Source organism: Microbacterium aquilitoris, assembly GCF_031932285.1.
GTDB classification, from domain to species: Bacteria; Actinomycetota; Actinomycetes; order Actinomycetales; family Microbacteriaceae; genus Microbacterium; species Microbacterium aquilitoris.
In genome coordinates this window covers 503,328-529,556 of record NZ_JAUZVT010000001.1, presented here as the reverse complement: position 1 = coordinate 529,556, position 26,229 = coordinate 503,328, and the positions used below count along the sequence as shown (strand labels likewise).

The window sequence follows — 26,229 nt, the reverse complement described above, 5'->3', positions numbered from 1 at the left end:
CCCTCACTCCTCGCGCCGCGACTCTTCCGCGCCCGGCTCCTGAACCACAGGTTCCTCGACGGCAGCGGACTCGTCCATCGGGATCTCGACGTCCGGCGACTCCTCGATGACGAGCGCCGTGTCGACGGCCGCCGCACCGGTGACGGCAGCGGATGCCGCATCCCGTCGCGCGCGACGCGTGAGCGGCGCCGGGGTGCCCGCCGACGCACCGGCGACCGCCGGCACCACGTCGCCGCGCTTCGCGGCGCGACGCTCCTTGGCGCCTTCGACGAGGTTGTAGAGCGCCGGCAGCACCAGCAGGGTCAGCACCGTGGACGACACGAGGCCGCCGATCACGACGATCGCGAGCGGCTGCGAGATGAAGCCGCCGTGCCCGGTGATGCCGAGCGCCATCGGCGTGAGCGCGAAGATCGTCGCGAGGGCCGTCATGAGGATCGGCCGCAGACGGCGAGCGCCACCGGCGAGCACCGCCTCCGGCGTCGACAGTCCCTTCTCGCGGTACTGGTTGACGAGGTCGATGAGGACGATCGCGTTCGTCACGACGATGCCGACGAGCATCAGCACGCCGATGAGCGAGGCCACCCCGAGCGGCACGCCCGAGGCGATCTGCAGCAGGATCGCGCCGGTCGCCGCGAACGGAACTGACACGAGCAGCAGGATCGGCTGGCGCAGCGACTTGAAGGTCGCGACCATCACGATGTAGACGATCAGGATGGCGGCGAGGATCGCGAGCCCCAGCTGCGCGAAGGCATCCTGCTGCTGCGTGACGACACCGCCGACCTCCGCGTCCGCTCCCTGCGGGAGGTCCGCATCGGCGAGCGCCGCGGTCACGGTCGCGTTGGCGGCGTTGAGGTCGTCGCTCGACGGCGTGACCGTGACGGTTGCCGTCCGCTGACCGCGCTCGCTCGTGATCGAGGACGGGCCTTCGGACTGCGCCACGGTCGCGACCTCGTCGAGCCGGATCGGACCCGACGCGCTGGCGATCTCGAGCGCCCGCAGTTGCGCGATGGTCTTCGGGATCTCGGACGCCTGCAGGTAGACGGTGAGAGTGGAGTCGTCGATCTCGACGGTGCCGATCTGACGGGGCTGCATCGTGTTCGCGACGAGACCGCCGACGGCGACCTCGGAGAGCCCGAGTTCCGCTGCCTTGTCACGGTCGACGGCGACCGAGACGAAGGGGAGGGATGCCGACAGGTTCGAGTCGACCTGGTCGACGCCGTCGGCGTCCCTCAGCTGGGCGACCACCCTGTCGGTCGCGTCGCGGAGGACCCCGGCGTCGGGCGCCGTGATGTCGACCTCGATGTCGCTCGAGCCGAAGCCGCCCTGTGCAGCGGCAACGGTGACGTCACCGGCATCCTTCAGGTCGGCGACGGCCTTCTGCACGTCGGTCCGGATCTGCTCCTGATCGGCGTCGGGGTCGGTGGTGATCGAGTAGGTGATGCCCGTGCCACCCCCCGAGAAGGCGTCGCGGAGCGCGGAACCCGAGGAGCCGATGGAGGTCTGGACGGTGTCGACGCCGTCGACGTCGAGGAGCACCGCTTCGACGCGCTTCGCCGCGGCGTCCTGACTGCTGAGGCTCGCCGTCGCGCCGACGTTCTGGGTCACGGTGAACGTGTTCTGGCCCGAATCGCCCAGGAAGTTGACCTTCATGAGCGGCACGGCGAGGATCGTGCCGCCGAGCACGAGGACGGCGAGCAGCAGGGTGACGACGGAGTGGCGGAGCGTCCAGCGCAGCACCGGCAGGTACGACTTCTGCAAGCGGCTCGGCGGGGCGGTCGGGTCCTCGGGGTCGATGGCCCGGCCCGCGGCATCCAGGACCGGCTTGCCCGGCCGCAGGAACCAGTAAGCGAGCACCGGGACGATCGTGAGCGCGACGAACAGCGAGGCGAGCATCGCGATGGTGACGGTCAGCGCGAACGGACGGAAGAGCTCGCCCGTGAGGTCGCCGACGAACGCGATGGGGAGGAAGACGGCGACGGTGGTGAGGGTGGATGCCGTGATCGCCGCCGCGACCTCGCGCACCGCCAGGCGGATCGAGGCCAGCTTGTCGGCGTCGCCGACGTAGTGCCGCTTGATGTTCTCGATGACGACGATGGAGTCGTCGACGACGCGGCCGATCGCGATCGTGAGCGCGCCGAGCGTCAGGATGTTGAGCGAGTAGCCGAAGGCCTGGATGCCGATGAACGTGATGAGCACGCTCGTCGGGATCGAGATGGCGGTGACGAGGGTCGACCGCACCGACAGCAGGAAGATCAGGATGACGACGACCGCGAACGCGAGGCCGAGCAGGCCCTCCTGAGCGAGGGCCTCGATCGACTGCTCGATGTAGGGGGCCTGGTCGAACACGACCGTCACGGTCGCGCCGTTGCCGAGATCGTCCTTGATCTTCGTGAGCGAATCGCGGACGAGGTGCGAGACGTCGACGGTGTTGGCGGCCGGCAGCTTCGTGATCGACACGGTGAGGGCGGGCTTGCCGTCGACGCGCGAGATCGAGGTGACCGGGTCGGTGTCGAGCACGACCGTGGCGACGTCGCCGACCGTGAGTGCGCCGGCGGCGATCTGGTCGGCGTTGGTCGGGACGAGCGGGAGTGCGGCGATGCCGTCGACGGAGTCGAGCTTCGTGCCCGTCTGCACCGTGAGGGTCTGGTCGCCCTCCGAAACCGTGCCGCCGGGGAAGAGCCTGCCGTTCTGGTCGAGCGCGTCGGCGATCGCCGTCTGGGTGTACCCGGCGGCCGCGAGCTTCTCCTGGTCGGGCGTGATCGTGACGCGGGACGTCCGGCCACCGACGATCTGGGCGGCCGCGACCCCGTCGAGGTCCTCGACGTCGGGGATGACCGCGTTCTCCAGGCGGTCCTGGACGGCGGCCTCGTCGTCGTACCCCGTCACGGCGAGCGAGATGACCGGGAGGTCGTCGGTCGAGAAGGCGAGGACGTTGGTGTCGAGGCCGTCCGGCAGCGAATCGATCCGGTTGATCGCCTGCAGGATCTTCTGCTCGGCCGTCGCGAGGTCGGTGCCGTACGCGAAGGATGCCTGGACGATCGACGCGTTCGTCGTGCTCGTCGACGATGTGGACTCGAGGTCGGGGACCGCCTGGATCGCCTGCTCGATGGGCGTCGACACGTCGTTGTTGACGACGTCGGGTGAGGCACCCGGGTAGGTCGTCAGGATCGACAGCTGCGGCAGCTGGATCGGCGGGATCAGCTCCTGCTTGAGGCTCGTGAGAGCGAGGCCTCCGAAGATCGCGGCGACGATCGTGATGAGGGCGATGAGCGCACGGTTCTTGAGGCTCAGGACGGCGAGGTGAGACAACGAAGGCCCATTTCCACAGTGCAGGGGGCGGTGCGGGGATGCGCGCAAGTATCCCACGCGCCGCAGGGCCCGAGGCTGGGAGGGCGTGTCAGGACAGGATGAGCGTCCGGATGGCGGATTCGGGCGACACCGAGGTGTCGAGGAGGATGCCGCGACGGTACCGGTCGAACACGCGCGGGTCGATGTACGAGCTGCGGGCGACCGACGGGGTGTTGCCGAGCGCCTCGGCGGTCACCTTCACCGCGAGCACCTCGGCGCGCGCGAGTTCACTCTTCTTCGTCGTGGGGCCGATCCGCGCGAGGGCGTCGGCCGCGGTGATCGTCCCGCGGAGCGTCCGGAAGTCCTTCGCCGTGAAGGTTCCGCCGGTCATGGATCGGACGTAGAGATTGACGTCGCGAGGGCTGAGAGCGACGCGCCGTCGCCCGCGCAGATAGGCGAGCAGCGGCGAGGCGGGCCGTCCGCCCACGAGCAGTTCGACGGCCGCTGCGAGGTCGACATCGTCGACCTCCATCTCCTGTCGCTGACCGCTCTTGCCGGGGAAGCGGAGGGCGACCACAGTTCCGTCGACGACGGCGTCCCGGCGCAGAAGGGTCGTGAGTCCCCGGCTGCCGTGCTTCACGAGGTAGCGCTCGGCGCCCACGCGCGGCGCGGCGAGGTCGAGAAGCCGGAACGCGGCGGCGAGCACACGCTCCTGATCGATGTCCTCCCGGCGGAGCGATGTCGTCACCCGGCCGCGCGCTCGCGGCAGAGCCTCGGCGAGCTGCAGCGCGCGCGCGTACTTGCCCTTGTCCCGACCCGCGGTCCACTGCGGGTGGTAGCGGTACTGCACCCGCCCCGCCTCGTCGACGCCGGTCGCCTGCACGTGGCCGTTCGCGTCGGCGCAGATCCACACGTCCTGCCAGGCCGGCGGCAGCACGAGGGCGCGGACGCGTTCGGCCTCCTCCTTCGGGAGGGGATTGCCGTCGGCATCCAGGTATCGGAACCCGGTGCCCGAACGCAGTCGGCGGTAGCCGAGGTCGACACCGGGACGCACCCGCTTCAGGCGAGGCACGTCAGTGCGATCGGAGCATGTCGATGAGGTCGGCCTTGCGCGCCCGGGAATACCCGCTGAGGCCGAGCTCCTTCGCTCGTCCACGAAGGTCGGCCACCGTCCAGTCCTCGTAGTCGCCGGCTGCGCCGCCGCGCTTCCCGACCGCCTTCCGGCCGTCGCGAGCCGCCGCGTTGGAGATGCGGGCGGCCTTCTCCTTCGAGGCACCGTCGGCGCGGAGCTCCTCGTAGAGCTCGGGGTCTTTCAGGCTGTTCGAGCCGCGTCCTGCCGGCATGGTGCATCCGCCTCACGTGTCGATCGCGGGTAAGGATCGCCCGCGTGCGGCCACGTTATGTCACCGCAGGGCCAACCTGTCAAGGGCCTGTGATCACCTGAAAGAACGCTGATAACAATGTCTAGACGCACACCCGCGTCACCCCCGCCCCGGCGGACAACGGAGACAAACAGAGGGAGCCTCCAATGAACCTCGCACTCATCATCATCATCGTGATCGCCATCGTTTTGGCGATCGTGGGTGGCATCACGGAAGGCCTCCAGTTCCTGCTGTGGGTCGCCATCATCGTCGGTGTCATCGCTCTGATCGCATTCTTGCTGCGAGTACTCCGCAAGAACGCCTGATCGTCTGACGCACTCCCCCAGGTGCGTCAGCGGCGCTCTCCCCCAGGAGCGCTTCGAGGCCCCCTCCCGACCACGGTAGAGGGGGCCTCGTCACGTCCGGCATCCGATCACGCGCCGACGTGATGGCGGAGCGCCTCCCTGACGAAGGCCGCACCGGCGGCTCCGCCGTAGTTCTTCGCGAAACGATCGTCCGCCACGTACATGTCGGCGAGCCCGAGGACGTAGCCGCGGACGTCTCCACCCTCGGATGCGGGTGTCCCCGGAATCGTGCGGAGCCACGCGACGTGCCGCGCCGCGAGCTCCTGCGCCTCATCGGAGTCGGGACGGATGCCGCGCTCCGCCGCGCGTGCCCATTCCTGGGCGAGCCGCGCCGTGTCTTCCTGCCACTGCTTCTTCTCGGCGGACGGCATCCCGCGCCACCAGGCGTCTGATCGTGCGTACGCGTCCGCGCCCCAGCGGTCGGTGACCTCCTGTCGGTGGGCGGTGTGATCGAAGCCGTCGAACATCGTCTCGGCCATGGGTTCCTCTCCTCTTCTTCTCGCGTCGAGGGTCGACGCGACGGCGGCGATCTGCCGCTCGATGCGATCCCGCTCGGATTCGAGCAGGTCGAGGTGGGCGCTCAGCGCCTGATCCTCGGGGACGTCGTCGGCGAGCATCTCGGCGATGCGCGGCAGGCCGAGACCCCACTCGCGCAGCAGCAGGATGCGTTGCAGTCGGCGCAGGGCGGCAGCGTCGTAGAACCGGTAGCCGCCCGGCCCGACCCGCGTCGCCGGCAGCAGACCGACGTGGTCGTAGTGACGGAGCGTTCGGCTCGTCGTCCCGGCGAGCCGGGCGAGCTGCTGGATCGACCATTCGCGCGTCATGGAGATCACGCTAAGAGTTGACGCCGCGTCAAGGTCAAGTGCGCACCGTCGCTGACGATCTCGACACTCGAGATATATCGTGTTATCGTCCTTCCAACGCGATATATCTTGATTCGCGCTCATTCGCAGGAGACAACATGACTCTCGAGAAGTGGCTTGTCCAGCCCGGGGAGACCCGCATCATCGACCTCGACGGCATCCGTCGACTCAAAGTGGGACTCGTCGGCGGTCAGATCGACGTCGTCGCCCATGACGAACCGGGCGTCCGCATCGAGGTGCACTCGGTCACGCAGAAGGAACTGCGCATCGAGGCTCAGGACGGCGCGATCGAGATAGACCACGCGCAGCTGCGCTGGGACAACTTCCTCACGTCCTTCCGCAACTTCGGCAGCGGCGGCCCCCAGGCCGAGATCAGCATCGCGGTCCCCCGGGACATCGCCCTCACCCTCGGTGTCGTGAGCGCAAGCGCGCTCGTCGCAGGACTCGCCTCCGACGCGAAGCTGAACACCGTCTCGGGCGACATCATCGTCGACGGTCTCACCGGCGACGTGACGGCGAACTCCGTCTCGGGGGACGTACAGATGCGCGGTCTCACCGGGACGCTCAACGCCAATGCCGTCTCGGGCGCCGTCACGGCGGTCGGCACGATCCGCACCGCCTTCGCCGACACGGTCAGCGGAGCCGTCCTCATCGACTCCAGCGGCCCCACCCAGAACGTGTCGTTCAACACCGTGAGCGGAGCCGCGACTCTGCGCCTCGACGAGGCCGTGGCCGCGAAGTACACACTCCGCACCGTCAGCGGAAAGCTCCACGTCGACGGCATCGACCGCTCGCAGAGCGGGATCGGCTCGAACTACACCGGAACCGTCGGCGAGCTCAGCGGCTCGTTCGCCGAGGTGCGCGCCAACACGGTGTCGGGCGACGTCACCGTCATCCGTCGGGTCGCCGCCGCGATCTCCGACGACGCGCCCGTCGCCGAGGAGTACTGACATGCCCCCCGTCTTCTCGCACGGTGATCTGCGCCTCTACCTGCTGAGCCTGCTCGACGAGGCGCCTCGACACGGCTACGACCTCATGCAGGCGCTGTCGGACCGCACCGGTGGCACCTACACACCGAGCGCCGGCACCGTCTACCCGCGCCTCTCGAAGCTCGAAGAGGAGGGGCTCGTCACGAAGACGGTGGACGGCCGCAAGACCGTCTACGAGATCACGGATGCCGGTCGCGCCGAAGTCTCGGCCCGTTCGGGTGATCTCGCCGGGATCGAAGCGGGTCTCGCCGACAGCGTGCGCCTCATCGCCGATGAGGTGCGTGCCGGTGTCCGCGAGGCCATGCGCAGCCTGCAGGCCGATCTGGCCGCGGCATCCCAGCCCTCGTCCTCCCCGACGCAGCCCGCGGCGGCGGACCCGCGCTCGGCCGCCCGTGAACAGGTGCGCCGCGCCGACGAGCTGCTGGCGGAGTTCCGTGCCGAGCTGCGCGCCGACCTCCGCAGTCATGTCGCGCGGGGCGGCGACCTCGCGGCATCCGTCATCGACGACCTCAAGGTCGCTCTCGACGACGCGGCCGAGGCCGTCCGCCGGGCGACGCGGGGCTGATCAGGCTCCGGGCCAGAGCTCCTCGGGCCAGGACTGCCGTTCGCGCCACGGGTCCTCGTCATCCTTCACCGGTTCGCCGGTGGGGACGACGAGGACCGGTCGGGGCTGACGGTGAGCCAGCCGTGCAGCAACCGAGCCGGTGAAGAACTCCCGGATCGAGTCGCCGATCCCGCGCTTGCGGGTGCCCACGACGATCAGTCGCGCCTCGGTGCGGTCGGCGAGATCCTTCATCGCCAACGCCGGGTCCCCGGCGAGCATCTCGAGCTGCCACGCGACGTCGACGCCCTCGAGCGCACGTGCCGCCTCGTCGCGGAGCTGGGACTCGAGCGCCTCGCCGGGGACCGCGTCCAAGTTGATGGGCGCGGTGTGGACGTACCCGTCGGGGTCCTCGTAGGAGACGAATCGGGTGACATCGACGTGGACGACGAGCAGCGACGCCCCGTGCAGCCGGGCGTAGTGGGCGGCCTCGCGCAGCACCCGCGACGGTTGCCGCGGCACGATCCCCACGATGACGGGCCGATGAGGGCGACGGGCGGTCGGCTGCGATGCGGCATCGGACATGGCAGATCACCTTCCTGCTCGCCGCCCGCGAGGGCGGTGGGAACGCTCCGTGGTACCCTGAATGCTACTCTTCCCGGCCTCTGCCGGACTGTGACTGCGTCGGGCTGCCGGACCAAGCCCGCACTCGTGAAATGAGGGGGTTACGCATGGGGCGTGGCCGTCAAAAGGCGAAGAACACCAAGATCGCCCGTGAGCTGAAGTACGACACCTACAGCTTGAACATCAACGCGCTCGAGCGGGAGCTCGGCGCGCCTGGTGACGAGCAGTACGAGGACAAGTGGGCCGATCAGTACGCCGATGAGGATGACGAGGACGACGAGTCCGAATCCTCCTCCCCGTCGCTCGAGAAGGCCTGACCTCCCCGGTCGTACTCACCACGATCCGTGGCGCGGTTCCCACTCCTGTTCGACCGTCTTCCGTCGCGCGATCACGACGCCGGCCGGGAGTGCGAGCAGCGAGATCACGATGAGGATGACGAGGGGCGCCGTCCATGACCCGCTTGCGTCGTGCAGCAGCCCGATGCTCAGCGGGATGAACATCGTCACGCCGTAGCCGAGGCTCTGCGCGAATGCGCTGAGCGCGACGGTCGCATCGTGCGTGCGCGTGCGAAGACCCACCGAGGTCAGCACCAGCGGGAACAGCAGCGGCAGCGTGCCCAACAGCGACACCCACAACCAGGGGGCGGATGCCGGGGCCACCAGCAGCCCGCCCGCGCCGAGCACCCCGCACGCCGACGCGATGACGAACAGCGGCAGCACGATGTCGCGGCGTGCGACGAGCGCCGGCACGACGAGCGAGGCCGGCAGGCCGATCAGCGCGAACAGCGAGAGCAGGACGCCCGCGACCTGCGGGGTGACCCCCGCCGTGTCGACGAGGATCTTGGGCAGCCACGCGAACGATGTGTACGCGACAGCGCTCGATGCGAAGAACGTGGTGGCGAGCGCCCACGCGGTGGGGAGACGCCACATCCTCCCGAAGACACGGGTGCTGACCGGCGCGAGGTCGACGTCGGCGGCCGCCGCGAGCCGCCGGGCCTGCAGCGCCAGCACGATCCATGGCGCGAGCCCGGCCAGGGCGAAGACGGCCCAGAGCCCGAGCGAGACGCGCCAGCCCGCGGCATCCGCGATGGGCACCGCGATCAGCGGGGGCAGGAAGGTCGAGAGAGCCATGGTCGTCGTGTAGACGGTCGTGAGCAGGCCGATGCGGTCGGCGAAGTACTTCTTCACGAGCGCGGGCACGAGGACGTTGCCGACACCGACGCCGGCGAAGATCAGTGCCGACCCGAGGAGCAGCCCGGACGCGTCGATCGCTGCGGCCCGGGCGACGAGCCCGAGTCCGACGACCCCGAGCGCGACGAGGGTCGTGCGCTCCAAGCCGAAACGGCGCTCGAACCCCGAGGCGAGCAGACCGAACACCGCGAAGCAGAGCGGCGGCACGGTGCCGATGAGACCGAGGACGGCGGCGGGAAGGTCGAAGTCCTCGCCGATCGCATCGAACAGGGGCGACAGCGACGCGACCGCCGACCGTAGCGAGAACGCGAGCAGGACGATGCCGACGAGGGCGAGGATCCGACCCCGTCGCACGGCGATGAGATCGGAGGACGTCACCGATTCAGCCTAGGCGGCTCAGGACTCCTGCGTGCCCTCGACCCAGGCGAGGTACTCGTCACTCACGGTTCCCGTGACGTACCGGCCGTCGAAGCAGCTCATGTCGAGGTCTTCGACGTCGGGCGCGCCCTCGAGGATCGCCGCCTTGAGGTCGTCGATCTCCTGGTAGACGAGGTAGTCGCAGCCGAGTTCCTCGGCGATCTCGGGGATCGTCCGGTTGTAGGCGACGAGTTCGTGACGCGACGGCATGTTGATGCCGTAGACGTGGGGGAAGCGGATGGGCGGCGCGGCGGAGGCGAACGTCACCGACTTGGCCCCGGCATCCCGAGCCATCTGGATGATCTCCTTCGAGGTCGTGCCGCGCACGATCGAGTCGTCGATGAGGAGGACGTTCTTGCCCTTGAACTCGGTCGACATCGCATTGAGCTTCTGGCGCACGCTCTTCTTGCGGATCGCCTGCCCCGGCATGATGAACGTCCGGCCGATGTAGCGGTTCTTGTAGAAGCCCTCGCGGTACTCGATGCCGAGCTTGCGCGCGACCTGCATCGCGGCGGGACGAGACGAGTCGGGGATCGGCATGACGACGTCGATCGACCCCTCGGGGGTGTACTTCGCGATCGTGTCGGCGAGGCGCTCGCCCATGCGCAAACGCGCCTCGTAGACCGAGATGCCGTTCATGACCGAGTCGGGACGCGCGAGGTAGACGTACTCGAACGAGCACGGCACGAGCTGAGGGCTCGGCGCGACCTGCTGCGTGAACAGGTTGCCTTCGAGGTCGATGAACACGGCCTCACCCGGCTCGACGTCGCGGACGACCTCGAAGCCGGCGTTCTCGAGGACGAGCGACTCGGAGGCGACCGTCCACTCGTACCGGCCGTTCTCGGCCTTGCGGGTGCCGAGGATCAGGGGGCGGATGCCGAAGGGATCACGGAAGGACAGCAGCCCGTAGCCGGCGATGAGGGCGATCGCGGCGTACGAGCCCTCGACGCGCTGGTGGACGCGCGTGACGGCCTCGAAGATCTGCTCGTGGTCGAGCTCGAGGCCCGAGATGACCTGCTGCAGCTCGTTCGCGAGGACGTTCACGAGCAGCTCGGTGTCGGAGCTCGTGTTGAGGTGACGACGGTCGGTGCGGAAGAGCTCCTCGGTGAGCTCGCGCGTGTTCGTCAGGTTGCCGTTGTGGACGAGGACGATGCCGTACGGGGCGTTGACGTAGAACGGCTGCGCCTCCTCCTCGTTCGAGGCGGTGCCCTTCGTCGCGTAGCGGACGTGGCCGAGGCCGATCGTGCCGAGCAGCGAGCGCATGTCGCGGGTGCGGAACGCCTCACGGACCATGCCGCGGTTCTTCGCGATGTGGAAGATGCCGCTGGCCTCGGCGGTCGCGATGCCGGTCGAATCCTGCCCGCGGTGCTGCAGCAGCAGCAGGGCGTCGTAGACCTCTTGGTTGGCGGGTCCCTGAGCGACGACGCCGACGATTCCGCACATAGGTGTAGCTCAGTCCGTTTCTGCGTAGGAGCCGACCAGGCGCACTGCGCCACCGTCGACGCCCTTCGCGCCCTGCTCGTAGTCGCCGGCCGGCAGTGCCGCATCCGACACCGTCCCGACCTGCCAGGTGTGGATGCCCTCCGCAGAGAGGGTGGATGCCGCGGCGTCGGCGGTCTCGGCGGAGACGACTGCGAGGAAGCCGACGCCGAGGTTCCAGGTGCCCTCGGTCTGCTCGAGCGTCAGCCCGCCGATGTCGGCGAGGACGCGGAACACGGGTGACGGCGACCAGGTGGAGCGGTCGATGTCGACCCAGGTGCCGACCGGCAGCACGCGCGCGAGGTTGGCGGCGATGCCGCCGCCGGTCACGTGGCTGAGGGAGTGGATCGCCCCGGGGTGCGCGTCGAGCGCGCGCAGCAGCGGCGACGTGTAGAGGCGCGTCGGCTCGAGGAGCTCCTCGCCCCACGTCCGGCCGAAGTCGGCGGCGTTGTCGCCGTAGCCGATGCCGGCGTTCGCGATGATGTGGCGGATGAGCGAGTAGCCGTTCGAGTGCGGGCCGCTCGAGGCGAGGGCCAGCACGACGTCGCCCGAACGCACGCGGTCGGCGCCGAGGACGGCATCCGCTTCGACGACACCCGTCGCCGCGCCCGCGACGTCGTAGTCGTTGATGCCGAGGAGGCCGGGGTGCTCCGCCGTCTCGCCGCCGACGAGGGCTGTTCCGGTGGCGGAGCAGCCGTCGGCGATGCCGCGGACGATGTCAGCGATCCGCTCGGGGAAGACCTTGCCCGTCGCGATGTAGTCCGTCATGAAGAGGGGCTTCGCCCCGACCACGACGATGTCGTCGACGACCATGCCGACCAGGTCCTGGCCGATCGTGTCGTGCTTGTCGATCGCCTGCGCGATGGCGACCTTCGTGCCGACGCCGTCGGTCGAGGTCGCAAGCAGCGGCTTGGCGTAGCCGAGCAGAGCGGATGCGTCGAAGAGGCCGGCGAAGCCGCCCACACCCCCGAGGACCTCAGGGCCGTGGGTTCGACGGACGGCCGATTTCATCAACTCGACGGCGAGGTCTCCCGCCGCGGTGTCGACGCCGGCAGCGGAATAGGGATTGGTGGGGGTGGAGGCCACCCGCACAGCCTACCGGCCACCGGACAGGGTGATCCGCCATCCTCGCTACGGGACGCCGACCACAGGGGAGCCATAGGATGTCGCCATGAGCGGGGCTGAACGGCCCGAGTGGGTCGTACGGGAGGACGCAAGCGCGACGGTGATCGTCGCGCTGTTCGTGCGCCAGGCGCTCGGCATCCGCGCTCCCGAAGAGCTGCCGCATCTGCGGGGCGCTCCCGCCGCGCAGCCCGTCGACGACGATGACGCGGCGGTGCTGCAGCGGCAATGGCTCGCGTACTGGGCGATGTCGGTCGAGCCGCAGGCGCATCCCTCCCCCGTCCCGCTCGATCTGGTCGGCGGGTTCGAGACGCTCGCCGTGCTGCCGGTCGAGGGGTTCGACGAGCTGCGGGCGGCCATGGCTCCGCTGGCGGAGGACGCCGTCGCCTACGCGAACTGGGCGAGCGAGCGCTACGCCGCGCAGGCCCGGTCGGGGTCGGCCAGCAGCTACCGCGCCTATGCGAGCGCGATCGCCGAGCACGAGCGACGCGTCGGTCGGCGCGCGCACTCGTTCGAGCTCAACGTGCAGGTGCTCCCACTGACGCAGCGGGGCGTGTGGTGGATCGGTTCCCTCACGATCGCGGTCACCGACGGCCTGCGCGGCGACGTCGCGGCCTTCGACCCGGCGATCCAGCCGATCATCGCCGAACTCGCCTGATCAGTCGGACTCTTCGACGCGTTCCCGCTCGATGCGCACCGTCCGGTGTCGACCCGCAAGGACGCGGTCGAAAACCAGCGCGATGACGCCGCCGAGCGCGACTCCGGCGGGCACGCAGCCGAGCAGGAGGAAGCCGAACACCTGACTCTGCGAGTAGGTCGCGCCCGTGCTCTCGCTGATCTGACCGTCACCGAAGGCGAAGGTCAGGATGAGGGCGACGAGGATGCCGAGGGCAGCGCCGACGCCGAAGAAGGCGGCGAACTTGGGACTCCGACGCAGCTCAGCGGACTCGACGTGCGATTCGGAATGCTCGGCCATGCTCCCATTGTCCACCCGCGCCTCAGGGAAGCGGGTCGACGATCGGCTCGGGCTGCGCCGAGCGGGCGCTGTTGCGCTTTCGCCGCTGCACCGACCCGACGGCCAGCAGGGCGGCGAGAAGGGCCGCGATCCCCACCACGACGACCGGGACCAGGATGCCGGTGCCCCCGGCATCCGCTTCGTCACCGGCCGGCGCCACGGCGGGCTCGGCGGTCGTGCAGGTGGCGACGACGGTCAGGTCGAACGTGCCGGCGACTCCCGACCAGAGGACATCGCGGCCCTCGGCGGTCAACTCGGTCGCCGCGCCCACGCCGTCGAGGTTGACGGTGTCGCCCGACTCCGAGACCGCGGCGGCCCGCAGATCGACCGTCGCCAGCGGAGCCTGCGGCATCTGGTCGGCGCCCTCGGGTTGCACGTCGAAGAGGAGGGATCCCTGGTCGCCGTCGATGACGAGGGTCGGCGCGGAGAGGGTCGTCTTCACGCCGGCTGCACTCGAGTATGCGAGCGTGCCGTCGAAGCTGGCGCTGCCCGACGGAGCCACCGGCTCGAGCACGCCCGTGCCTTTGTCGAAGGTGAGGATCCCGTCAGCGGCAGCGAGCGACCCGCTCGCCTGCACGTCGGAGGCACCGGCATCCCACACCGCCGTCGCCTGCGAGACGGTGCACGTGCGGGGCGCGGCCTGGGCGGGGAGCGCGGTGACGGGGAGGAGAGCGGCCGCCAGTGCGATCACGAGGATCGCCGATCGCGCGTCCACCCCGAGGTGTCGTGCCTGCATGCGGTTCCTCTCCGCAGGCGATCGTACCGGCGGGCGGGTGCGGAGATGTCAGGGGCGGAGCGGCAGGAGCCCGTCGAGGTTGGCGCGCACGCCCGACGCGCGGACGGAGCCGGCCGTGACGGCGTCGGCCCAGGCGGTCTGGCCCGTCGCGAGCGCGATCCAGGTCGCGGCATCCGTCTCGATCACGTTCGGAGGGGTACCGCGCGTGTGGCGCGGTCCCTCGACCACCTGCACGGCGCCGAAGGGAGGGACGCGCACTTCGACCGAGTTGCCGGGCGCTTTCTCGACGAGCAGTTGCAGCAGATAGCGGACGGCGGTGGCGAGGTCGGTGCGCGCCGCCCCGCCGGCAGCGACGGCGGCGAGCGCGTCGCGCCCGTCTCCGGTGGTGATGGTGCGGGCCATGGATGCCACCGTAACGCGCGGGCGGCGCTCGGTAGTCTGGCGGGGTGAAGATCCTGGTCCTCGGCTCGGGCGCGCGCGAGCACGCCATCATCCTCGCTCTGGTCGCCGAAGGCGCCGGGCACGAGATCTTCGCGGCCCCCGGCAACGCCGGCATCGCCGCCGACGCGACGCTCGTCGGGAACCTCGACCAGAACGACCCCGCAGCCGTCACCGCCTTCGCCAACGAGGAGCACATCGACCTCGTCGTGATCGGCCCCGAAGCGCCCCTCGTCGCGGGCGTCGCCGATGCACTGCGCGAGCGCGGCATCCCCGTCTTCGGACCCGGCAAGGCTGCCGCGCAGATGGAGGGGTCGAAGGCGTTCGCGAAGCGGATCATGGATGCCGCCGGTGTCCCGACCGGACGCGCGGCGCGCGCGCAGACCCGCGACGAGGTCGCCGCCGCGATCGACGAGTACGGCGCCCCCTACGTCGTGAAGGCCGACGGACTCGCTGCCGGCAAGGGCGTCATCGTCACGTCCGACCGCGAGGCGGCCCTCGCCCATGCCGACACGTACCTGCCGAGCGGCCCCGTGCTCGTCGAGGAGTTCCTCGCCGGTCCCGAGGTCTCGCTCTTCTTCCTGAGCGACGGCGACACGGTCCGCGCGCTCAGTCCCGCGCAGGACTTCAAGCGCGCGCTCGACGGCGATGAGGGCCCCAACACGGGCGGCATGGGTGCGTACTCGCCCCTCCCCTGGCTGGCCGACCGCTTCGGCAGCGAAGAGGCGTTCGTCGCGCAGGTCACCGCCGAGGTCGCCGAACCCGTCATCCGTCAGCTGGATGCCGAGGGCACCCCGTTCATCGGACTGCTCTACGCCGGGCTCATCCTGACCGACGCCGGCGTGAAGGTCATCGAGTTCAACGCGCGCTTCGGCGACCCCGAGACCCAGGTCGTCCTCCCCCGGCTGACGACCCCGCTGTCGCGGCTGCTGCTCGCCGCCGCGAGCGGCACGCTCGAGTCGGAGCCCGCTCCCGAGTTCTCAGCCGAGGCAGCCGTCACCGTCGTGCTGGCCAGCGAGGGATACCCCGAGCAGCCGATCACGGGTCGCCCCCTCACGGGAACGGATGCCGCGGCATCCGTCGACGGCGTCCACCTCGCCCACGCGGCGACGAAGGGCGCCGACGGCGGACTCGTCGCGACCGGTGGCCGCGTCCTGAACGTCGTGGCCGTCGGCACGGACCTCGCCGATGCGCGCGGCCGGGCGTACGCCGCCCTCGAGCAGATCTCGCTCGAGGGGGCGCACTACCGCCGCGACATCGCGCTCAGCGCCTCGAACTAGGCGAACCTCAGCGCTTCGCGAGGTGCGCCGGGCGGCGCAGGAACAGCACCAGCACGACGCCCACCGCGATGACGGCGGCCGGCAGCAGCATGGCCTGACCCATGGCGGTCGAGAATCCCTCGGCGACGGCGGGCGGCATCCCGCCACCGCCTCCGAAGTCGCCACCGGCGGCATCTCCGGCACCGGGCAGGTTCGCCTCGAGGCGCGCCTGCATGACGGCGGCGATCGCGGCGGAGCCGATGACCGAACCGATCGTGCGCGTCGTGTTGTAGATGCCCGAACCGGCGCCCGCCTGCTTCGGCGGGAGGTTGCGGGTTGCGGTGGTCGCGAGCGGTCCCCACATGCCGGCGTTCGCGACGCCGATGATGGCCGAGGGGATGAGCAGCAGCAGGACGGGCGCCTCGGTGTTCATGAGGAGCACGTATCCGATGAGCCCGATCACCATGAGCGACAGGCCGGGAACGAGCAGCACGCGCGGGTCGACGCGATCGAGGATGCGACCCGCGAAGGGTGCGAGCACACCCGACAGCACCGCCATTGGGATGAGCAGCAGCGCCGACTCGGTCGGGGTGAGACCGCGGGCGAGCTGCGTGAAGAAAGCCATCGGCAGCGCCATGCTCGTGACGGTGAAACCGACGGCGGCGATCGCGAGGTTCGAGATCGCGAAGTTCCGGTCGCGGAACAGCTCGAGCGGCACGAGGGGTTCGCTCTTGGTGCGCGCCTGCGTCCACACGAAGACCGCGAGCACGGCGACGCCGGCGACGATCATGACCCAGACCCACGCGGCCCACTCGTAGTGCTGACCCTCCTGCAGTCCGAAGACGATGAGGAACAGGGCGACCGCGCTCAGGACCACGCCGAGGACATCGAAGCGGTGCGGATGCGTCTCGAGCTGCGGGACGAGCCGCACGGCGAGGACGAAGGCGATGATGCCGACCGGGATGTTGACGAAGAAGATCCATTCCCAGCCGAAGCCGTCGACGAGCAGCCCGCCCGCGAGCGGTCCGACGAGGGTCGCGACACCGGCGGTCGCACCCCACAGGCCCATGGCCGCTCCGCGCCGCTCGGCGGGGAAGGTGCGGGTGATGACGGCCATCGTCTGCGGCGTCATGAGCGCGGCGCCGAGGCCCTGCGCGGCGCGCGCGAGGATCAGCATCTCGAGCGAACCCGACAGGCCGCAGGCGAGCGAGGCGAGCGTGAAGATCGCGAGCCCGATGAGGTAGATGTTCTTCGGCCCGAACCGATCGCCGAGGCGTCCCGTGACCAGCAGCGGCACGGCGTACGTCAGGAGGTAGGCGGACGTGACCCACACGACGTTGTCGAGGTTGCTCGTCGACGGGTCGAGGGCCGCCTTGATGGCGGGGTTCGCGACCGAGACGATCGTGGTGTCGACGAGGATCATGAAGAACCCGAGGACGAGCGCCCAGAGGGCGGGCCACGGATTCGATGGGGCGGGGGGTGCGCCCGGCGTGCGGACGGTGGTCGTGCTCTCGCTCATGTGCGTGCGGATTCTCTCTGTGCCAGATAGCGGTCGGTGACGGGGATGTCGACGACACCCCAGACGGTGTCGGGACGACGGATGAACTCGACCGCTTCGTCGAGCCAGGCGATGTCGGCGGCGAGCAGGGCGGCCTGCCGGTGGACTTCGATGAGGAACTGGGGGTGGGACCCGTGCGCGATGGCGGTCTCGCGAGCACTCCGGTGCGCATTCAGGGATGCCGCGAGTCCCTCCCGCCGCGCGTCGAGCAGCTCGATCACCTCGTCCCGGCCGAGGTTGTGCGCCTCGGTGAGGGCGATGCGGAACCGCTCGGGATCGTCGATCGAGACCAGCTCGCGACGGATCCAGACGAGGAGCGCGGTGTCACCGGCATCCGTCAGCGTGTACGTCGTGCGTTCGGGCCGGTTGCCGGCGCGGTCGCTGCCGACCTCGGCGATATGACCCTGCCGCTCGAGGCGGGCGACCGTGTGGTAGATCGTGCCGTGGGTCAGGGCGATCATGCGATCGGCTCGGCGCTCGCGCAGCAGGCGCACCATCTCGTAGGTGTGCATGTCGTCCTCGTGCAGCAGCGCGAGGAGCATGATCGCGGTGGGGGTGAGCCGCGAGACGGCATCCGTCATGGGCCTCCCTCCGAGCGATTAGTCCACGTGGACTATACGCCTGTTCGAGATGAAGCCGCAGTCGTCAGTCGGCCGCGCGGAGGATCGCCCACGCCCGATCCACGCCGTCGGTGATCGCCGTGATCTGGATGCCGACCATGCGGTCGACGGTGATTCCCGTCAGACGCCCCGGGGCACCGCACCCCTGCGTGACGGTGAGGGGCCCCTTGATCGTCACGGGCGGCTCGTCCTCGCCGGCCGCGGGACTCAACGAGAGGGTGATGGTCGCGTCACGCGGGATGCAGTCGAATTCCAGGGTGTACTCCTGGTCGCGCACCGCGCTGGCCGACACGTTCAGGGAGGTCACGGGCTCGACGCCGACCGCGTCACCGGTGAAGACGAGTCGGCTCGCCTCGAGCGGATCCTCGACAGGGATGTCGTACGGCGGGTCCGCCGGCTCCTCGGACTCCGGCGATGCAGACGGGGACGGAGTCGAGGACGGCGACGGCGCGGACGACACCGGCATGGACGGACTCGGCGAGGGCGCCGCGTCGTCCACCCCCGTCGTGGAGATGCAGCCGCTCAGACCGAGCGACAGCGTGAGAGCGGTCAAGGCGAGGAGCGGGCGGCGCATGACGACAGGGTACGCACGGGCACGCGCCGCCCGCGATAATGGCCGGGTGACGGATGCCGCGACTGCCCTGCCCGGATGGACCCACGTGTACTCGGGCAAGGTCCGGGACCTCTACCGCCCCGCCGACGGCTCGGACGGACGGATGCTGGTGGTCGCCAGTGACCGCGTCAGCGCGTTCGACCAGGTGCTCGACCCCGGCATCCCGGGTAAGGGCGAGCTCCTCACGCGCCTGAGCCTGTGGTGGTTCGCGCAGCTCGCGGGTGCCGACGGCGGCCGGCCGATCCCGAATCACCTGATCGAGGGCGTCGAGCCGCCCGCCGAGGTCGCCGGCCGCGCCATGGTGGTCCGCGAACTCGACATGCAGCCGATCGAGTGCGTCGTGCGCGGGTACCTCACCGGGTCGGGGTGGGCCGAGTATCAGGCCGACGGCACGGTCTGCGGCATCCCGCTCCCTTCGGGCCTGCACAACGGGGATCGCCTGCCCGAGCCGATCTACACCCCCGCGTACAAGGCACCGCTCGGCGAGCACGACGAGAACATCTCGTTCGAGCGCAGCGTCGAGCTCGTCGGCGAGGCCCGCGCGGCCGCGCTGCGCGACGCGTCGCTCGAGGTCTACCGCCGCGCCGCCGCCCTCGCCGAGGCGAAGGGACTGATCCTCGCCGACACGAAGTTCGAGTTCGGCTACGACACCGACGGCGTCCTCACCCTCGCCGACGAGGTCCTCACGAGCGACTCGTCGCGGTACTGGGATGCCGAGACCTGGCGCACCGGCTCGACGCCGGCCGAACGCATGGCGAGCTTCGACAAGCAGATCATCCGCGACTGGCTCGCGGCGAACTGGAACAAAGAGGGAACGCCTCCTGCCGTGCCGGCCGACGTCGTCGAGCAGACCGCGGCCAAGTATCGCGAACTCCTGGAACGCCTCACGTCCTGACAGCGTCGCTCCCGCACGTACAGCCTGCTCCCAGGTAGCCTGACCCCAGGCATCCCCCACCATCTGAGGAGCACGCGCATGCCCATCTGGACCCTTCACGGCGACGGACGCCGCGTCGCCCCCGGAGCCGTCGTCACCCCGAGCGAGCGTCTCGGCTGGGGCAGCACGATCGCGATCGGCGCACAGCACGTCGTGGCCATGTTCGGCGCGACGTTCCTGGTGCCGCTGCTGACCGGGTTCCCCGTCAGCACGACGCTGCTGTTCTCGGGACTCGGCACGCTCCTGTTCCTGCTCCTCACGCGCAACAAACTGCCCAGCTACCTCGGCTCGTCGTTCGCGTTCATCGCGCCGATCACCGCCTTCGGCCCGGGCCAGGGCAAGCCGCTCGACAGCCCGGAGCAGATCGGCCAGGCGCTCGTCGGCGTGTTCGTCGCCGGCATCCTGCTCGCCGGCATCGGCTTCCTCGTGCAGGCGACGGGAACGCGGTGGCTCGAGAAGCTCATGCCCCCCGTCGTGTCGGGCGCGATCGTCGCCCTCATCGGTCTCAACCTCGCGCCGGCCGCGTGGAACAACTTCAAGACCGACGCCGTGCTCGCGACCATCACCCTGGTCGCGTGCATCCTGTTCGCGGTGCTGTTCCGCGGCATCCTCGGACGCGTCTCGATCTTCCTCGGCGTCGTCGTCGGCTACATCGCCGCGCTGATCATGGGCCGCGTCGACTTCTCGGGCGTCACCACCCTGATCGACCAGGGGCAGTGGATCGGCCTTCCGACCTTCCACCTGCCCTCCTTCGGCGATCCGGTCGCGTGGGGCCTCCTGCCGATGTTCCTGCCCGTCGTGCTCGTCCTCGTGGCCGAGAACGTCGGCCACGTGCGCGGCGTCGCGACCATGACCGGCGACCCCACGGTCAACAAGCGGACCGGCCGCGCCCTTCTCGCCGACGGCCTTGCGACGACCCTCGCCGGCGCGTTCGGCGGCTCGGGCACGACCACCTACGGCGAGAACATCGGCGTCATGGCCGCGACCCGCATCTACTCGACGGCGGCGTACTGGGTGGCCGGCATCATCGCCGTGCTGCTGTCGTTCTCACCCGTCGTCGGTGCTGTGCTCTTCACGATCCCGAGTGGCGTGATCGGCGGCGTCACGACCGCGCTCTACGGCCTCATCGGCGTCATCGGCATCAAGATCTGGGTCGACAACCAGGTCGACTTCTCGCGCCCCGTGAACCAGTACACGGTCGCCGTCGCCTTCGTCATCGCGATCGCGAACTTCACGATGGATCTCGGTCAGCTGCAGTTCGGCGGCATCGTGCTCGGTACCGTGGCAGCGCTCGTGATCTACCACGCCGGGAATGCCATCGCCCGGGCCCGCAAGACCGGAGCGGATGACGGCGGTCCCATCGTCCCGATCGGACAGCTCGGCGGCGACCCGGACTGACGGGAACAACGTCGGGCGCGGCCGCGTTGCATATTCACATGAATACGTCCGCGCTCGACCGGCTCGCCCCCACCACCTCGATGGGCGCGGTCACCTTGCTCGTCGGCGACCTCGACGGGATGACGCGGTACTACCGCGACGTCGTCACGCTCGCGGTGCTCGACGCGGCGGGCGACACCGTCACGCTGGGCCGCGCCGGGCGCCCGATCGTCGTCCTCCGTCACGAGCCGTCGCTCCGCCACGCACCCGCCGGCGCCGCGGGCCTGTTCCACACCGCGATCCTCTTCGAATCGCAGACGGCCCTGGCCGCCGCGCTGTTCTCGCTCGCGCGGCACGCTCCGCAGTCGTTCACCGGTAGCGCCGACCACCTCGTGAGCCAGGCGTTCTACGCCACCGACCCCGAGGGCAACGGCATCGAGCTCTACTGGGACCGCGAACGCACCGCCTGGTCGTGGACCCACGGCCAGGTCGAGATGGACACCCTCTACCTCGACCCCAACGCGTTCCTCCGTGAACATCTGACGGATGCCGCGACCCAGGGCGCGAGCGCCGATGATGCGGCATCCGTCGGTCACGTCCACCTCTCGGTCGGTGACGTGCGGACCGCGCGAGAGTTCTACGTCGACGCGCTCGGCTTCGACGTGACGGCCGAGCTCGGCGGCTCAGCGCTCTTCGTGAGCGCGGGCGGCTACCACCACCACATGGCGATGAACGTCTGGAACTCCCGCGGCGCCGGGCCGAGGATGCCCGCCCTCGGTCTCGGCCGGGTCGACCTGGCCCTGCCCGATCAGGACAGCCTCGGTGAGCTCGGCGACCGCTTGAGCCACCACGGCGTGCAGATCGCCGACGACGGACGCACGGTGTCGTTCACCGACCCGTGGCGCAACGTCCTCCACGCCGCCGTCCGGTAAACCGACGCACCAGCCCGCGCGCGCGGCGCAGGAACCCTCAGGCGGACTCGCGCACCACGAGCTGCGTCTCGAGCAGCGTCTCGCGCGGCGGGAGACCGCCCGCCAACAAGGTCAGCAGAACGTCCGCCATGACCTCGCCCTGCTGGAGCGACGGCTGCCGCACCGTCGTCAGGGTCGGTGAGACCGACGTGGCGACCGGCGAATCGTCGTACCCGACGATCGCGACGTCCTCGGGGACGCGGAGTCCCGCACGAGCGAGCTCGACGAGGATCCCCCGCGCCATGAGGTCGCTCGCCGCGAAGAGGCCGTCGAACGCCGCACCGGAGTCGAGGATCCGCCGGACGGCCGCGGCCCCCGCCGCGGCGGTGAAGTCGCCGTCCTCGACCGCGACGGGCGCCAGGCCCGCGGCATCCAGCGCTTCGAGGAAGCCCGTCAGACGGTCGATGCCGCCGGGCATCGTGGTGGGGCCGGTGATCGTCGCGAGGCGGGTGCGGCCTTGGTCGAGCAGGTGCTGCGTCGCGAGCCGGCCACCCTCGACATTGTCGACGTCGACGTAGTAGTCCCGCTCACGCTCACGCACGGGTCGGCCGCCGTAGACGACGGGCACGGCCGCGGCGATCCGGTCGATGAAGGCGTCGCTCGTGTGGTGCGAGACGATGATCGCGCCGTCGACGGCGCCGCTGCGGAGGTACTCCGTCGCCTTGTCGTTCGGATCATCGCTCGCGATGATCAGGTTGAGGACGTAGTCCGACTTCGAGACGCGCTTGTTGATGCCCGTCACGATGGCCGCGAAGAACGGGTCTCCGAAGAACCGGGTCGTGTCCTCGGGGACGACGAGGGCGATCGCCATCGTCGCGCGGCTCGCCAGCGACCGCGCCGCGCGGTTGGGCACGTAGTTGAGCTCGTCGATCGCACGGCGGACGGCCTCGAGCGCGGCGGGGCTGACGGCCGTCGACCCGTTGACGACGCGCGAGACGGTGGACCGGGAGACCCCCGCTGCCGCGGCGACTTCTTCGATCGTCACGGGAGAGTGAAGGGTATCGGGCACGGCCACCTCGGAGAGTGCTGTCATTCGATCGCTCGGGCAGCGATGACCCGACGATACTCCAGAGCACTGTCCTTGAACGTCCGCTCCTGCGTGGCGTAGTCGACCCGGATCAGCCCGAACCTCTTGTCGTACCCCCACGCCCACTCGAAGTTGTCCATGAGCGACCAGTAGAAGTAGCCGCGCACGTCGACGCCGGCATCGGCGGCGTCGAGGATCGCCGCGAGGTGGCCGCGCAGGAACTCGACGCGGTCCGCGTCGTGCACCCGGACCTCGCCGCCCTCGACGACCCTCTCGTCGTCGTAGGCCGCGCCGTTCTCGGTCACGAACAGGGCGGTACCGGCATCCTTCGCGTACTCGTCCCAGACCCGCTCGAGCAGCACCGTGAGCCCTGCGGGCTGCACCTCCCAGTGCATCGCCGTGCGAGGCAGTCCGCGCTCGTACCAGTGGATGCCGTCGCCCGCCGGCCACGGAGAACCCACCACGCGGTCGGTCGGCGCATCGCCCGGCAGCGGCGGGTCGGCCGGGGCCGTGCCGCCGACGAACTCGCCGTGGTAGTAATTGACGCCCAGCGCGTCGAGCGGCTGCGAGATCGTCTCGAGGTCGCCGTGATGGACGGATGCCTCGAACCGCGCGACGGCCTCGGGGTCGACGGCGCGGATGTCCTCGACGATGTCGGCCGGGTAGCTCCCGCGGAAGATCGGGTCGAGGAACCAGCGGTTGAACTGGCCGTCGATCCGGCGTGCGGCGTCGACGTCCTCGGCCTTCGCCGGATCGGCCGCCTCGGCGACCGTGAGGTTCAGCGTGATGCCGAGGTTCAGCGCGGGATCGCGGCGGCGCAGCTCGTCGACCACGAGACCGTGTCCGCGCAGCAGGTGGTGGGATGCCAGCATCCCGTCACCGATGCTGAACCGGCCGGGAGCGTGGATCCCTCCCGTGTAGCTGAGGAACGACGAGCACCACGGCTCGTTGAGGGTCGTCCAATCGGTGACCCGGTCCCCCAGGGCGTCGTGCACCGAGAGCGCGTACTCCGCGAACCGCTCGCTCGTCTCGCGCGCCGTCCACCCGCCCTGCTCCTCGAGCGCCTGCGGCAGATCCCAGTGGTAGAGCGTGAGCCAGGGACGGATGCCCGCGCCCAGGAGCTCGTCGACGAGACGCTCGTAGAAGTCGATGCCCTTCGGGTTGACCGGGCCGCCGTCGGGACGCACGCGCGACCATGACGTCGAGAACCGATACGTGTCGAGGCCGAGCTCCTTCATGAGGGCGACGTCGCCCCGGTAGCGGTGGTAGTGATCGCACGCGACATCCCCGTTGTCACCGCCGATGACCGCGCCCAGGACACGGCTGAACGCGTCCCAGATCGACGCGGTACGACCGTCTTCGAAGGCGGCTCCTTCGATCTGGTACGCGGCGGTCGCCGCTCCGAAGAGGAAGTCGGTCGGGAAGGGACGCGGGATTCGAGCGGGCACGGGGGCAGAGTACTCCTGCGAAAGCACGTTCACGGGATGACCCTCAGCCCTTGACCGCGCCGGCCATGATGCCGCTGACGAGCTGCTTGCCGGCGAAGACGAACAGCAGGATCAGCGGCACGGTGGCCAGCAGGACACCGGCGAGGACGATCGAGTAGTCGACGAAGTAGTTCGCCTGCAGGAGCGACAGCGCGACCGGGAGGGTCGGGCTCTGCCGATCGAGCACGATGAACGGCCAGAAGAACTGGTTCCACGCACCGACGAAGGTGAAGAGGAAGAGCATGGCCGCAGCGGGGCGCGCCGCGGTGACACCGACCGTCCAGAAGGTGCGGATCTGACTCGCGCCGTCGACGCGGGCCGCCTCGATGAGCTCATCGGGAACCGTCTGGCCGATGTACTGGGTCATCCAGAACACACCGAAGGCGCTTGTGAGGGCCGGGATGATGATCGCGCCGATGGTGCCGGTCCAGCCGAGGTCGGCGAACAGGATGTACAGCGGCACGACGCCCAGCTGCATCGGAACGGCCATGGTGGCCACGACGAAGGCGAGCAGGAACTTGCTGCCGCGGAAGCGCAGCTTCGCGAACGCCCAGCCTGCGAGCGTCGAGAAGACGACGACGGATGCCGCGATCAGCGTCGAGCTGAAGACCGAGTTCCACAGGGCCAGCCAGAAGTTGACAGCCGGGTCGTTCATGACCGAGAGGGCATTCGTCACGAAGTTCGCGCCGGGGATCCACGACATGTTCGGGTCGTTGATCGTGAACTGGTCGCCCGAGCCGATGAGGAACGACCAGTAGTAGGGGAAGATCGCCGACACGGCGACGACGCCGAGCCCGACGTAGACCCAGAAGCCGGCACGGACGCCGCGGATGCGGGTGGTGCGCTCCCCGCGCCGACGGCGGGCGGCGTTCGGGATGTTCTCTTCGACGATGGCCAGGGGCGGCTCGCTGACGGTGGTCATCGTGCGGTGTCCTTCCGTGCGCGGCGGGGCGTTCTCACGCCACGGCCGCCCTCGTCGCGGACGAGGCGGCGGGTGATGAGGAGGTTCGCGAGACCGATCACCACGATGATGATGAAGAGGATCCACGCGAGGGCAGCAGCGCGGCCGAAATTGAACTCGCCCCAGCCGATGTTGTAGAGGTACAGCGTGATCGTCAGCCACTGCTGGGCGGGTCCGCCCTCGCCGGTGTTGTCGAACATGCGCGGCTCGTCGAAGATCTGCAGACCGCCGATCGTCGAGGTGATGATCACGAAGATGAGGGTCGGGCGGAGCGAGGGCAGCGTGATGCTGACGAACTGGCGGAACGCGCCGGCGCCGTCGACCGTGGCCGCCTCGTAGTACTCGCGCGGCACCGCCTGCATGGCCGCCAGCAGGATGAGGGCGTTGTAGCCGGTCCAGCGGAAGTTGACCATGGTGGCGATCGCGACGTGGCTCCAGAACGGGTCCTTGTGCCAGGCGATCGGATCGAGCCCGATGGTGCTCAGCGCGTTGTTCACGAGGCCGTGGACGTCGCCGAACATGTTGCTGAAGATCAGGGCGACGGCGACGGGGGCCATGACGAACGGGAGGAGCACGCTCATCCGCCAGAACGTCTTGGCGCGGATGTTGCGGTCGAGCATCGCGGCGATGAAAACCGCGAGCAGCAGCTGGGGGACGGTCGAGAGCAGGAAGATGCTGAAGGTGTTGCGGAGGGCGACCCAGAACTTCGGGTCGTTCAGGATCCAGGCGTACTGATCGAACCCGACGAAGGTGCCGGAGTTGCGGATCAGGTCCCACTCCTGGAACGAGATCACGGCGGTGAACCCGATCGGGAACAGGCCCACGATCGCGAACAGGATGAAGAACGGCGAGATGTAGAGGTAGGGCGAGACCTTCACGTCCCACCGGCTCAGCCGCTGGCGGAACGAGAGCACACGGATCGGACGCCCCCCGGCGGCCGGGCGGTCCTCCACGGGGGTCTGTGGTCGGATGTCGGTGGTGGTCACGTGGCGTC

General features: G+C 69.7%; 27 protein-coding genes. 9 read left to right on the top strand and 18 right to left on the bottom strand.

All coding sequences use genetic code 11. The features are described 5' to 3' along the window. Nucleotides 1-3: 3 nt before the first annotated feature. The 3 genes from Q9S78_RS02655 to Q9S78_RS02645 all read right to left on the bottom strand — a co-directional run bounded on the left by Q9S78_RS02655 (nt 4) and on the right by Q9S78_RS02645 (nt 4,631). Nucleotides 4-3,309, bottom strand: a complete 3,306-nt coding sequence (locus tag Q9S78_RS02655) for an efflux RND transporter permease subunit (protein WP_311868729.1) — start codon at nt 3,307-3,309, stop codon at nt 4-6. A gap of 88 nt (nt 3,310-3,397) precedes the next feature. Beyond that, nucleotides 3,398-4,360, bottom strand: coding sequence for a DNA topoisomerase IB (locus Q9S78_RS02650; protein ID WP_181900394.1), 963 nt, complete (start codon nt 4,358-4,360; stop codon nt 3,398-3,400). 1 nt (nt 4,361) lies between these two features. Further along, entirely contained in the window at nt 4,362-4,631 is a 270-nt protein-coding gene (locus Q9S78_RS02645) for a DUF7218 family protein (protein WP_020097684.1), read from the bottom strand. A 185-nt stretch (nt 4,632-4,816) separates the two neighbouring features. On the opposite strand from Q9S78_RS02645, the gene Q9S78_RS02640 reads away from it, so the two are divergent. After that, nucleotides 4,817-4,975, top strand: coding sequence for a hypothetical protein (locus Q9S78_RS02640; RefSeq protein WP_018187927.1), 159 nt, complete (start codon nt 4,817-4,819; stop codon nt 4,973-4,975). A 107-nt stretch (nt 4,976-5,082) separates the two neighbouring features. On the opposite strand, the gene Q9S78_RS02635 is transcribed toward Q9S78_RS02640, so the two are convergent. Then, nucleotides 5,083-5,838 carry a MerR family transcriptional regulator gene (locus Q9S78_RS02635; RefSeq protein WP_311868727.1) on the bottom strand — a complete coding sequence of 252 codons (756 nt, stop codon included), beginning with the start codon at nt 5,836-5,838 and terminating at the stop codon, nt 5,083-5,085. 137 nt (nt 5,839-5,975) lie between these two features. Between Q9S78_RS02635 and Q9S78_RS02630 the strand changes: the two genes are divergently transcribed. After that, nucleotides 5,976-6,827, top strand: coding sequence for a DUF4097 family beta strand repeat-containing protein (locus Q9S78_RS02630; RefSeq protein WP_020097682.1), 852 nt, complete (start codon nt 5,976-5,978; stop codon nt 6,825-6,827). Nucleotide 6,828: 1 nt separating this feature from the next. Next, nucleotides 6,829-7,431 (top strand): PadR family transcriptional regulator, encoded by a 603-nt coding sequence (locus tag Q9S78_RS02625; protein WP_018187924.1) that lies wholly within the window; start codon nt 6,829-6,831, stop codon nt 7,429-7,431. Here Q9S78_RS02625 and Q9S78_RS02620 read toward each other — a convergent pair whose 3' ends face one another. Further along, a complete protein-coding gene (locus Q9S78_RS02620; RefSeq protein ID WP_311868726.1) occupies nt 7,432-7,992 on the bottom strand; it encodes a universal stress protein in 561 nt (186 codons plus the stop codon). It abuts the gene before it with no gap. A gap of 146 nt (nt 7,993-8,138) precedes the next feature. Here Q9S78_RS02620 and Q9S78_RS02615 point away from each other — a divergent pair, with 146 nt between their 5' ends. Further along, nucleotides 8,139-8,348 carry a DUF3073 family protein gene (locus tag Q9S78_RS02615; RefSeq protein WP_018187922.1) on the top strand — a complete coding sequence of 70 codons (210 nt, stop codon included), beginning with the start codon at nt 8,139-8,141 and terminating at the stop codon, nt 8,346-8,348. 15 nt (nt 8,349-8,363) lie between these two features. Here the strand turns inward: Q9S78_RS02615 and Q9S78_RS02610 are convergent, their stop codons facing one another. Genes Q9S78_RS02610 through purM form a run of 3 tightly spaced genes read right to left on the bottom strand, consistent with a single transcriptional unit; the run spans nt 8,364 to nt 12,209 of the window. Then, nucleotides 8,364-9,599: an MFS transporter gene (locus Q9S78_RS02610; protein WP_116227871.1), complete on the bottom strand. Its 1,236-nt coding sequence runs from the start codon at nt 9,597-9,599 to the stop codon at nt 8,364-8,366. A gap of 18 nt (nt 9,600-9,617) precedes the next feature. Further along, the gene (gene purF / locus Q9S78_RS02605; RefSeq protein ID WP_020097678.1) at nt 9,618-11,081 is read right to left on the bottom strand and encodes an amidophosphoribosyltransferase; all 1,464 of its coding nucleotides are present in this window, start codon (nt 11,079-11,081) and stop codon (nt 9,618-9,620) included. Nucleotides 11,082-11,090: 9 nt separating this feature from the next. Further along, nucleotides 11,091-12,209 (bottom strand): phosphoribosylformylglycinamidine cyclo-ligase, encoded by a 1,119-nt coding sequence (purM, locus tag Q9S78_RS02600; RefSeq protein WP_311868723.1) that lies wholly within the window; start codon nt 12,207-12,209, stop codon nt 11,091-11,093. A gap of 79 nt (nt 12,210-12,288) precedes the next feature. Here purM and Q9S78_RS02595 point away from each other — a divergent pair, with 79 nt between their 5' ends. Continuing rightward, nucleotides 12,289-12,897, top strand: a complete 609-nt coding sequence (locus Q9S78_RS02595) for a zinc-binding alcohol dehydrogenase (RefSeq protein ID WP_311868721.1) — start codon at nt 12,289-12,291, stop codon at nt 12,895-12,897. On the opposite strand, the gene Q9S78_RS02590 is transcribed toward Q9S78_RS02595, so the two are convergent. Genes Q9S78_RS02590 through Q9S78_RS02580 form a run of 3 tightly spaced genes read right to left on the bottom strand, consistent with a single transcriptional unit; the run spans nt 12,898 to nt 14,392 of the window. After that, a complete protein-coding gene (locus Q9S78_RS02590; RefSeq protein ID WP_116227868.1) occupies nt 12,898-13,215 on the bottom strand; it encodes a potassium transporter Trk in 318 nt (105 codons plus the stop codon). Nucleotides 13,216-13,237: 22 nt separating this feature from the next. Continuing rightward, the gene (locus Q9S78_RS02585; RefSeq protein WP_311868718.1) at nt 13,238-13,990 is read right to left on the bottom strand and encodes an HtaA domain-containing protein; all 753 of its coding nucleotides are present in this window, start codon (nt 13,988-13,990) and stop codon (nt 13,238-13,240) included. 48 nt (nt 13,991-14,038) lie between these two features. Next, complete coding sequence (locus tag Q9S78_RS02580) at nt 14,039-14,392, bottom strand: sterol carrier family protein (protein WP_018187915.1); 354 nt, start codon at nt 14,390-14,392, stop codon at nt 14,039-14,041. Between the two features lie 44 nt (nt 14,393-14,436). On the opposite strand from Q9S78_RS02580, the gene purD reads away from it, so the two are divergent. Further along, the gene (purD, locus tag Q9S78_RS02575; protein ID WP_311868711.1) at nt 14,437-15,708 is read left to right on the top strand and encodes a phosphoribosylamine--glycine ligase; all 1,272 of its coding nucleotides are present in this window, start codon (nt 14,437-14,439) and stop codon (nt 15,706-15,708) included. 7 nt (nt 15,709-15,715) lie between these two features. Here purD and Q9S78_RS02570 read toward each other — a convergent pair whose 3' ends face one another. The 3 genes from Q9S78_RS02570 to Q9S78_RS02560 form a co-directional block, all read right to left on the bottom strand. Further along, nucleotides 15,716-17,206 carry an MFS transporter gene (locus Q9S78_RS02570; RefSeq protein ID WP_018187913.1) on the bottom strand — a complete coding sequence of 497 codons (1,491 nt, stop codon included), beginning with the start codon at nt 17,204-17,206 and terminating at the stop codon, nt 15,716-15,718. Further along, the gene (locus tag Q9S78_RS02565; protein WP_311859568.1) at nt 17,203-17,826 is read right to left on the bottom strand and encodes a PadR family transcriptional regulator; all 624 of its coding nucleotides are present in this window, start codon (nt 17,824-17,826) and stop codon (nt 17,203-17,205) included. The genes Q9S78_RS02570 and Q9S78_RS02565 overlap by 4 nt, the downstream gene beginning before the upstream one ends. Before the next feature lie 64 nt (nt 17,827-17,890). Beyond that, nucleotides 17,891-18,439, bottom strand: a complete 549-nt coding sequence (locus Q9S78_RS02560; RefSeq protein ID WP_311868706.1) for a hypothetical protein — start codon at nt 18,437-18,439, stop codon at nt 17,891-17,893. On the opposite strand from Q9S78_RS02560, the gene Q9S78_RS02555 reads away from it, so the two are divergent. The 3 genes from Q9S78_RS02555 to Q9S78_RS02545 all read left to right on the top strand — a co-directional run bounded on the left by Q9S78_RS02555 (nt 18,438) and on the right by Q9S78_RS02545 (nt 21,721). Further along, entirely contained in the window at nt 18,438-19,373 is a 936-nt protein-coding gene (locus tag Q9S78_RS02555) for a phosphoribosylaminoimidazolesuccinocarboxamide synthase (protein WP_311868704.1), read from the top strand. The two genes, Q9S78_RS02560 and Q9S78_RS02555, sit on opposite strands and share 2 nt — an antisense overlap. Before the next feature lie 78 nt (nt 19,374-19,451). Next, a complete protein-coding gene (locus Q9S78_RS02550) occupies nt 19,452-20,810 on the top strand; it encodes a uracil-xanthine permease family protein (protein ID WP_311858526.1) in 1,359 nt (452 codons plus the stop codon). Nucleotides 20,811-20,848: 38 nt separating this feature from the next. Further along, nucleotides 20,849-21,721, top strand: a complete 873-nt coding sequence (locus tag Q9S78_RS02545) for a VOC family protein (protein ID WP_311868701.1) — start codon at nt 20,849-20,851, stop codon at nt 21,719-21,721. Nucleotides 21,722-21,758: 37 nt separating this feature from the next. Here the strand turns inward: Q9S78_RS02545 and Q9S78_RS02540 are convergent, their stop codons facing one another. The 4 genes from Q9S78_RS02540 to Q9S78_RS02525 are packed head-to-tail and all read right to left on the bottom strand — an operon-like array spanning nt 21,759 to nt 26,221. Continuing rightward, nucleotides 21,759-22,793, bottom strand: a complete 1,035-nt coding sequence (locus tag Q9S78_RS02540; RefSeq protein ID WP_018187907.1) for a LacI family DNA-binding transcriptional regulator — start codon at nt 22,791-22,793, stop codon at nt 21,759-21,761. Next, nucleotides 22,790-24,235, bottom strand: coding sequence for a GH1 family beta-glucosidase (locus Q9S78_RS02535; protein WP_311868699.1), 1,446 nt, complete (start codon nt 24,233-24,235; stop codon nt 22,790-22,792). Before Q9S78_RS02535 ends, Q9S78_RS02540 begins: the two co-directional genes overlap by 4 nt. Before the next feature lie 43 nt (nt 24,236-24,278). Continuing rightward, the gene (locus Q9S78_RS02530; RefSeq protein ID WP_018187905.1) at nt 24,279-25,196 is read right to left on the bottom strand and encodes a carbohydrate ABC transporter permease; all 918 of its coding nucleotides are present in this window, start codon (nt 25,194-25,196) and stop codon (nt 24,279-24,281) included. Further along, nucleotides 25,193-26,221, bottom strand: a complete 1,029-nt coding sequence (locus Q9S78_RS02525; protein WP_018187904.1) for a carbohydrate ABC transporter permease — start codon at nt 26,219-26,221, stop codon at nt 25,193-25,195. The genes Q9S78_RS02530 and Q9S78_RS02525 overlap by 4 nt, the downstream gene beginning before the upstream one ends. Nucleotides 26,222-26,229: the final 8 nt, after the last annotated feature.

Excerpts from the sequence above, each read along its gene's own strand:
- Q9S78_RS02595 (WP_311868721.1), top strand. The coding sequence starts at position 12,289 with ATGAGCGGGGCTGAACGGCCCGAGTGGGTCGTACGGGAGGACGCAAGC.
- Q9S78_RS02635 (WP_311868727.1), bottom strand. The coding sequence starts at position 5,838 with ATGACGCGCGAATGGTCGATCCAGCAGCTCGCCCGGCTCGCCGGGACG.
- Q9S78_RS02550 (WP_311858526.1), top strand. The coding sequence starts at position 19,452 with ATGCCCATCTGGACCCTTCACGGCGACGGACGCCGCGTCGCCCCCGGA.
- Q9S78_RS02645 (WP_020097684.1), bottom strand. The coding sequence starts at position 4,631 with ATGCCGGCAGGACGCGGCTCGAACAGCCTGAAAGACCCCGAGCTCTAC.
- Q9S78_RS02625 (WP_018187924.1), top strand. The coding sequence starts at position 6,829 with ATGCCCCCCGTCTTCTCGCACGGTGATCTGCGCCTCTACCTGCTGAGC.
- Q9S78_RS02570 (WP_018187913.1), bottom strand. The coding sequence starts at position 17,206 with ATGAGCGAGAGCACGACCACCGTCCGCACGCCGGGCGCACCCCCCGCC.
- Q9S78_RS02585 (WP_311868718.1), bottom strand. The coding sequence starts at position 13,990 with ATGCAGGCACGACACCTCGGGGTGGACGCGCGATCGGCGATCCTCGTG.
- Q9S78_RS02560 (WP_311868706.1), bottom strand. The coding sequence starts at position 18,439 with ATGCGCCGCCCGCTCCTCGCCTTGACCGCTCTCACGCTGTCGCTCGGT.
- Q9S78_RS02630 (WP_020097682.1), top strand. The coding sequence starts at position 5,976 with ATGACTCTCGAGAAGTGGCTTGTCCAGCCCGGGGAGACCCGCATCATC.
- Q9S78_RS02620 (WP_311868726.1), bottom strand. The coding sequence starts at position 7,992 with ATGTCCGATGCCGCATCGCAGCCGACCGCCCGTCGCCCTCATCGGCCC.
- Q9S78_RS02545 (WP_311868701.1), top strand. The coding sequence starts at position 20,849 with ATGAATACGTCCGCGCTCGACCGGCTCGCCCCCACCACCTCGATGGGC.
- Q9S78_RS02615 (WP_018187922.1), top strand. The coding sequence starts at position 8,139 with ATGGGGCGTGGCCGTCAAAAGGCGAAGAACACCAAGATCGCCCGTGAG.
- Q9S78_RS02530 (WP_018187905.1), bottom strand. The coding sequence starts at position 25,196 with ATGACCACCGTCAGCGAGCCGCCCCTGGCCATCGTCGAAGAGAACATC.
- Q9S78_RS02580 (WP_018187915.1), bottom strand. The coding sequence starts at position 14,392 with ATGGCCCGCACCATCACCACCGGAGACGGGCGCGACGCGCTCGCCGCC.
- Q9S78_RS02555 (WP_311868704.1), top strand. The coding sequence starts at position 18,438 with ATGACGACAGGGTACGCACGGGCACGCGCCGCCCGCGATAATGGCCGG.
- Q9S78_RS02590 (WP_116227868.1), bottom strand. The coding sequence starts at position 13,215 with ATGGCCGAGCATTCCGAATCGCACGTCGAGTCCGCTGAGCTGCGTCGG.
- Q9S78_RS02540 (WP_018187907.1), bottom strand. The coding sequence starts at position 22,793 with ATGACAGCACTCTCCGAGGTGGCCGTGCCCGATACCCTTCACTCTCCC.
- Q9S78_RS02640 (WP_018187927.1), top strand. The coding sequence starts at position 4,817 with ATGAACCTCGCACTCATCATCATCATCGTGATCGCCATCGTTTTGGCG.
- Q9S78_RS02565 (WP_311859568.1), bottom strand. The coding sequence starts at position 17,826 with ATGACGGATGCCGTCTCGCGGCTCACCCCCACCGCGATCATGCTCCTC.
- purF (WP_020097678.1), bottom strand. The coding sequence starts at position 11,081 with ATGTGCGGAATCGTCGGCGTCGTCGCTCAGGGACCCGCCAACCAAGAG.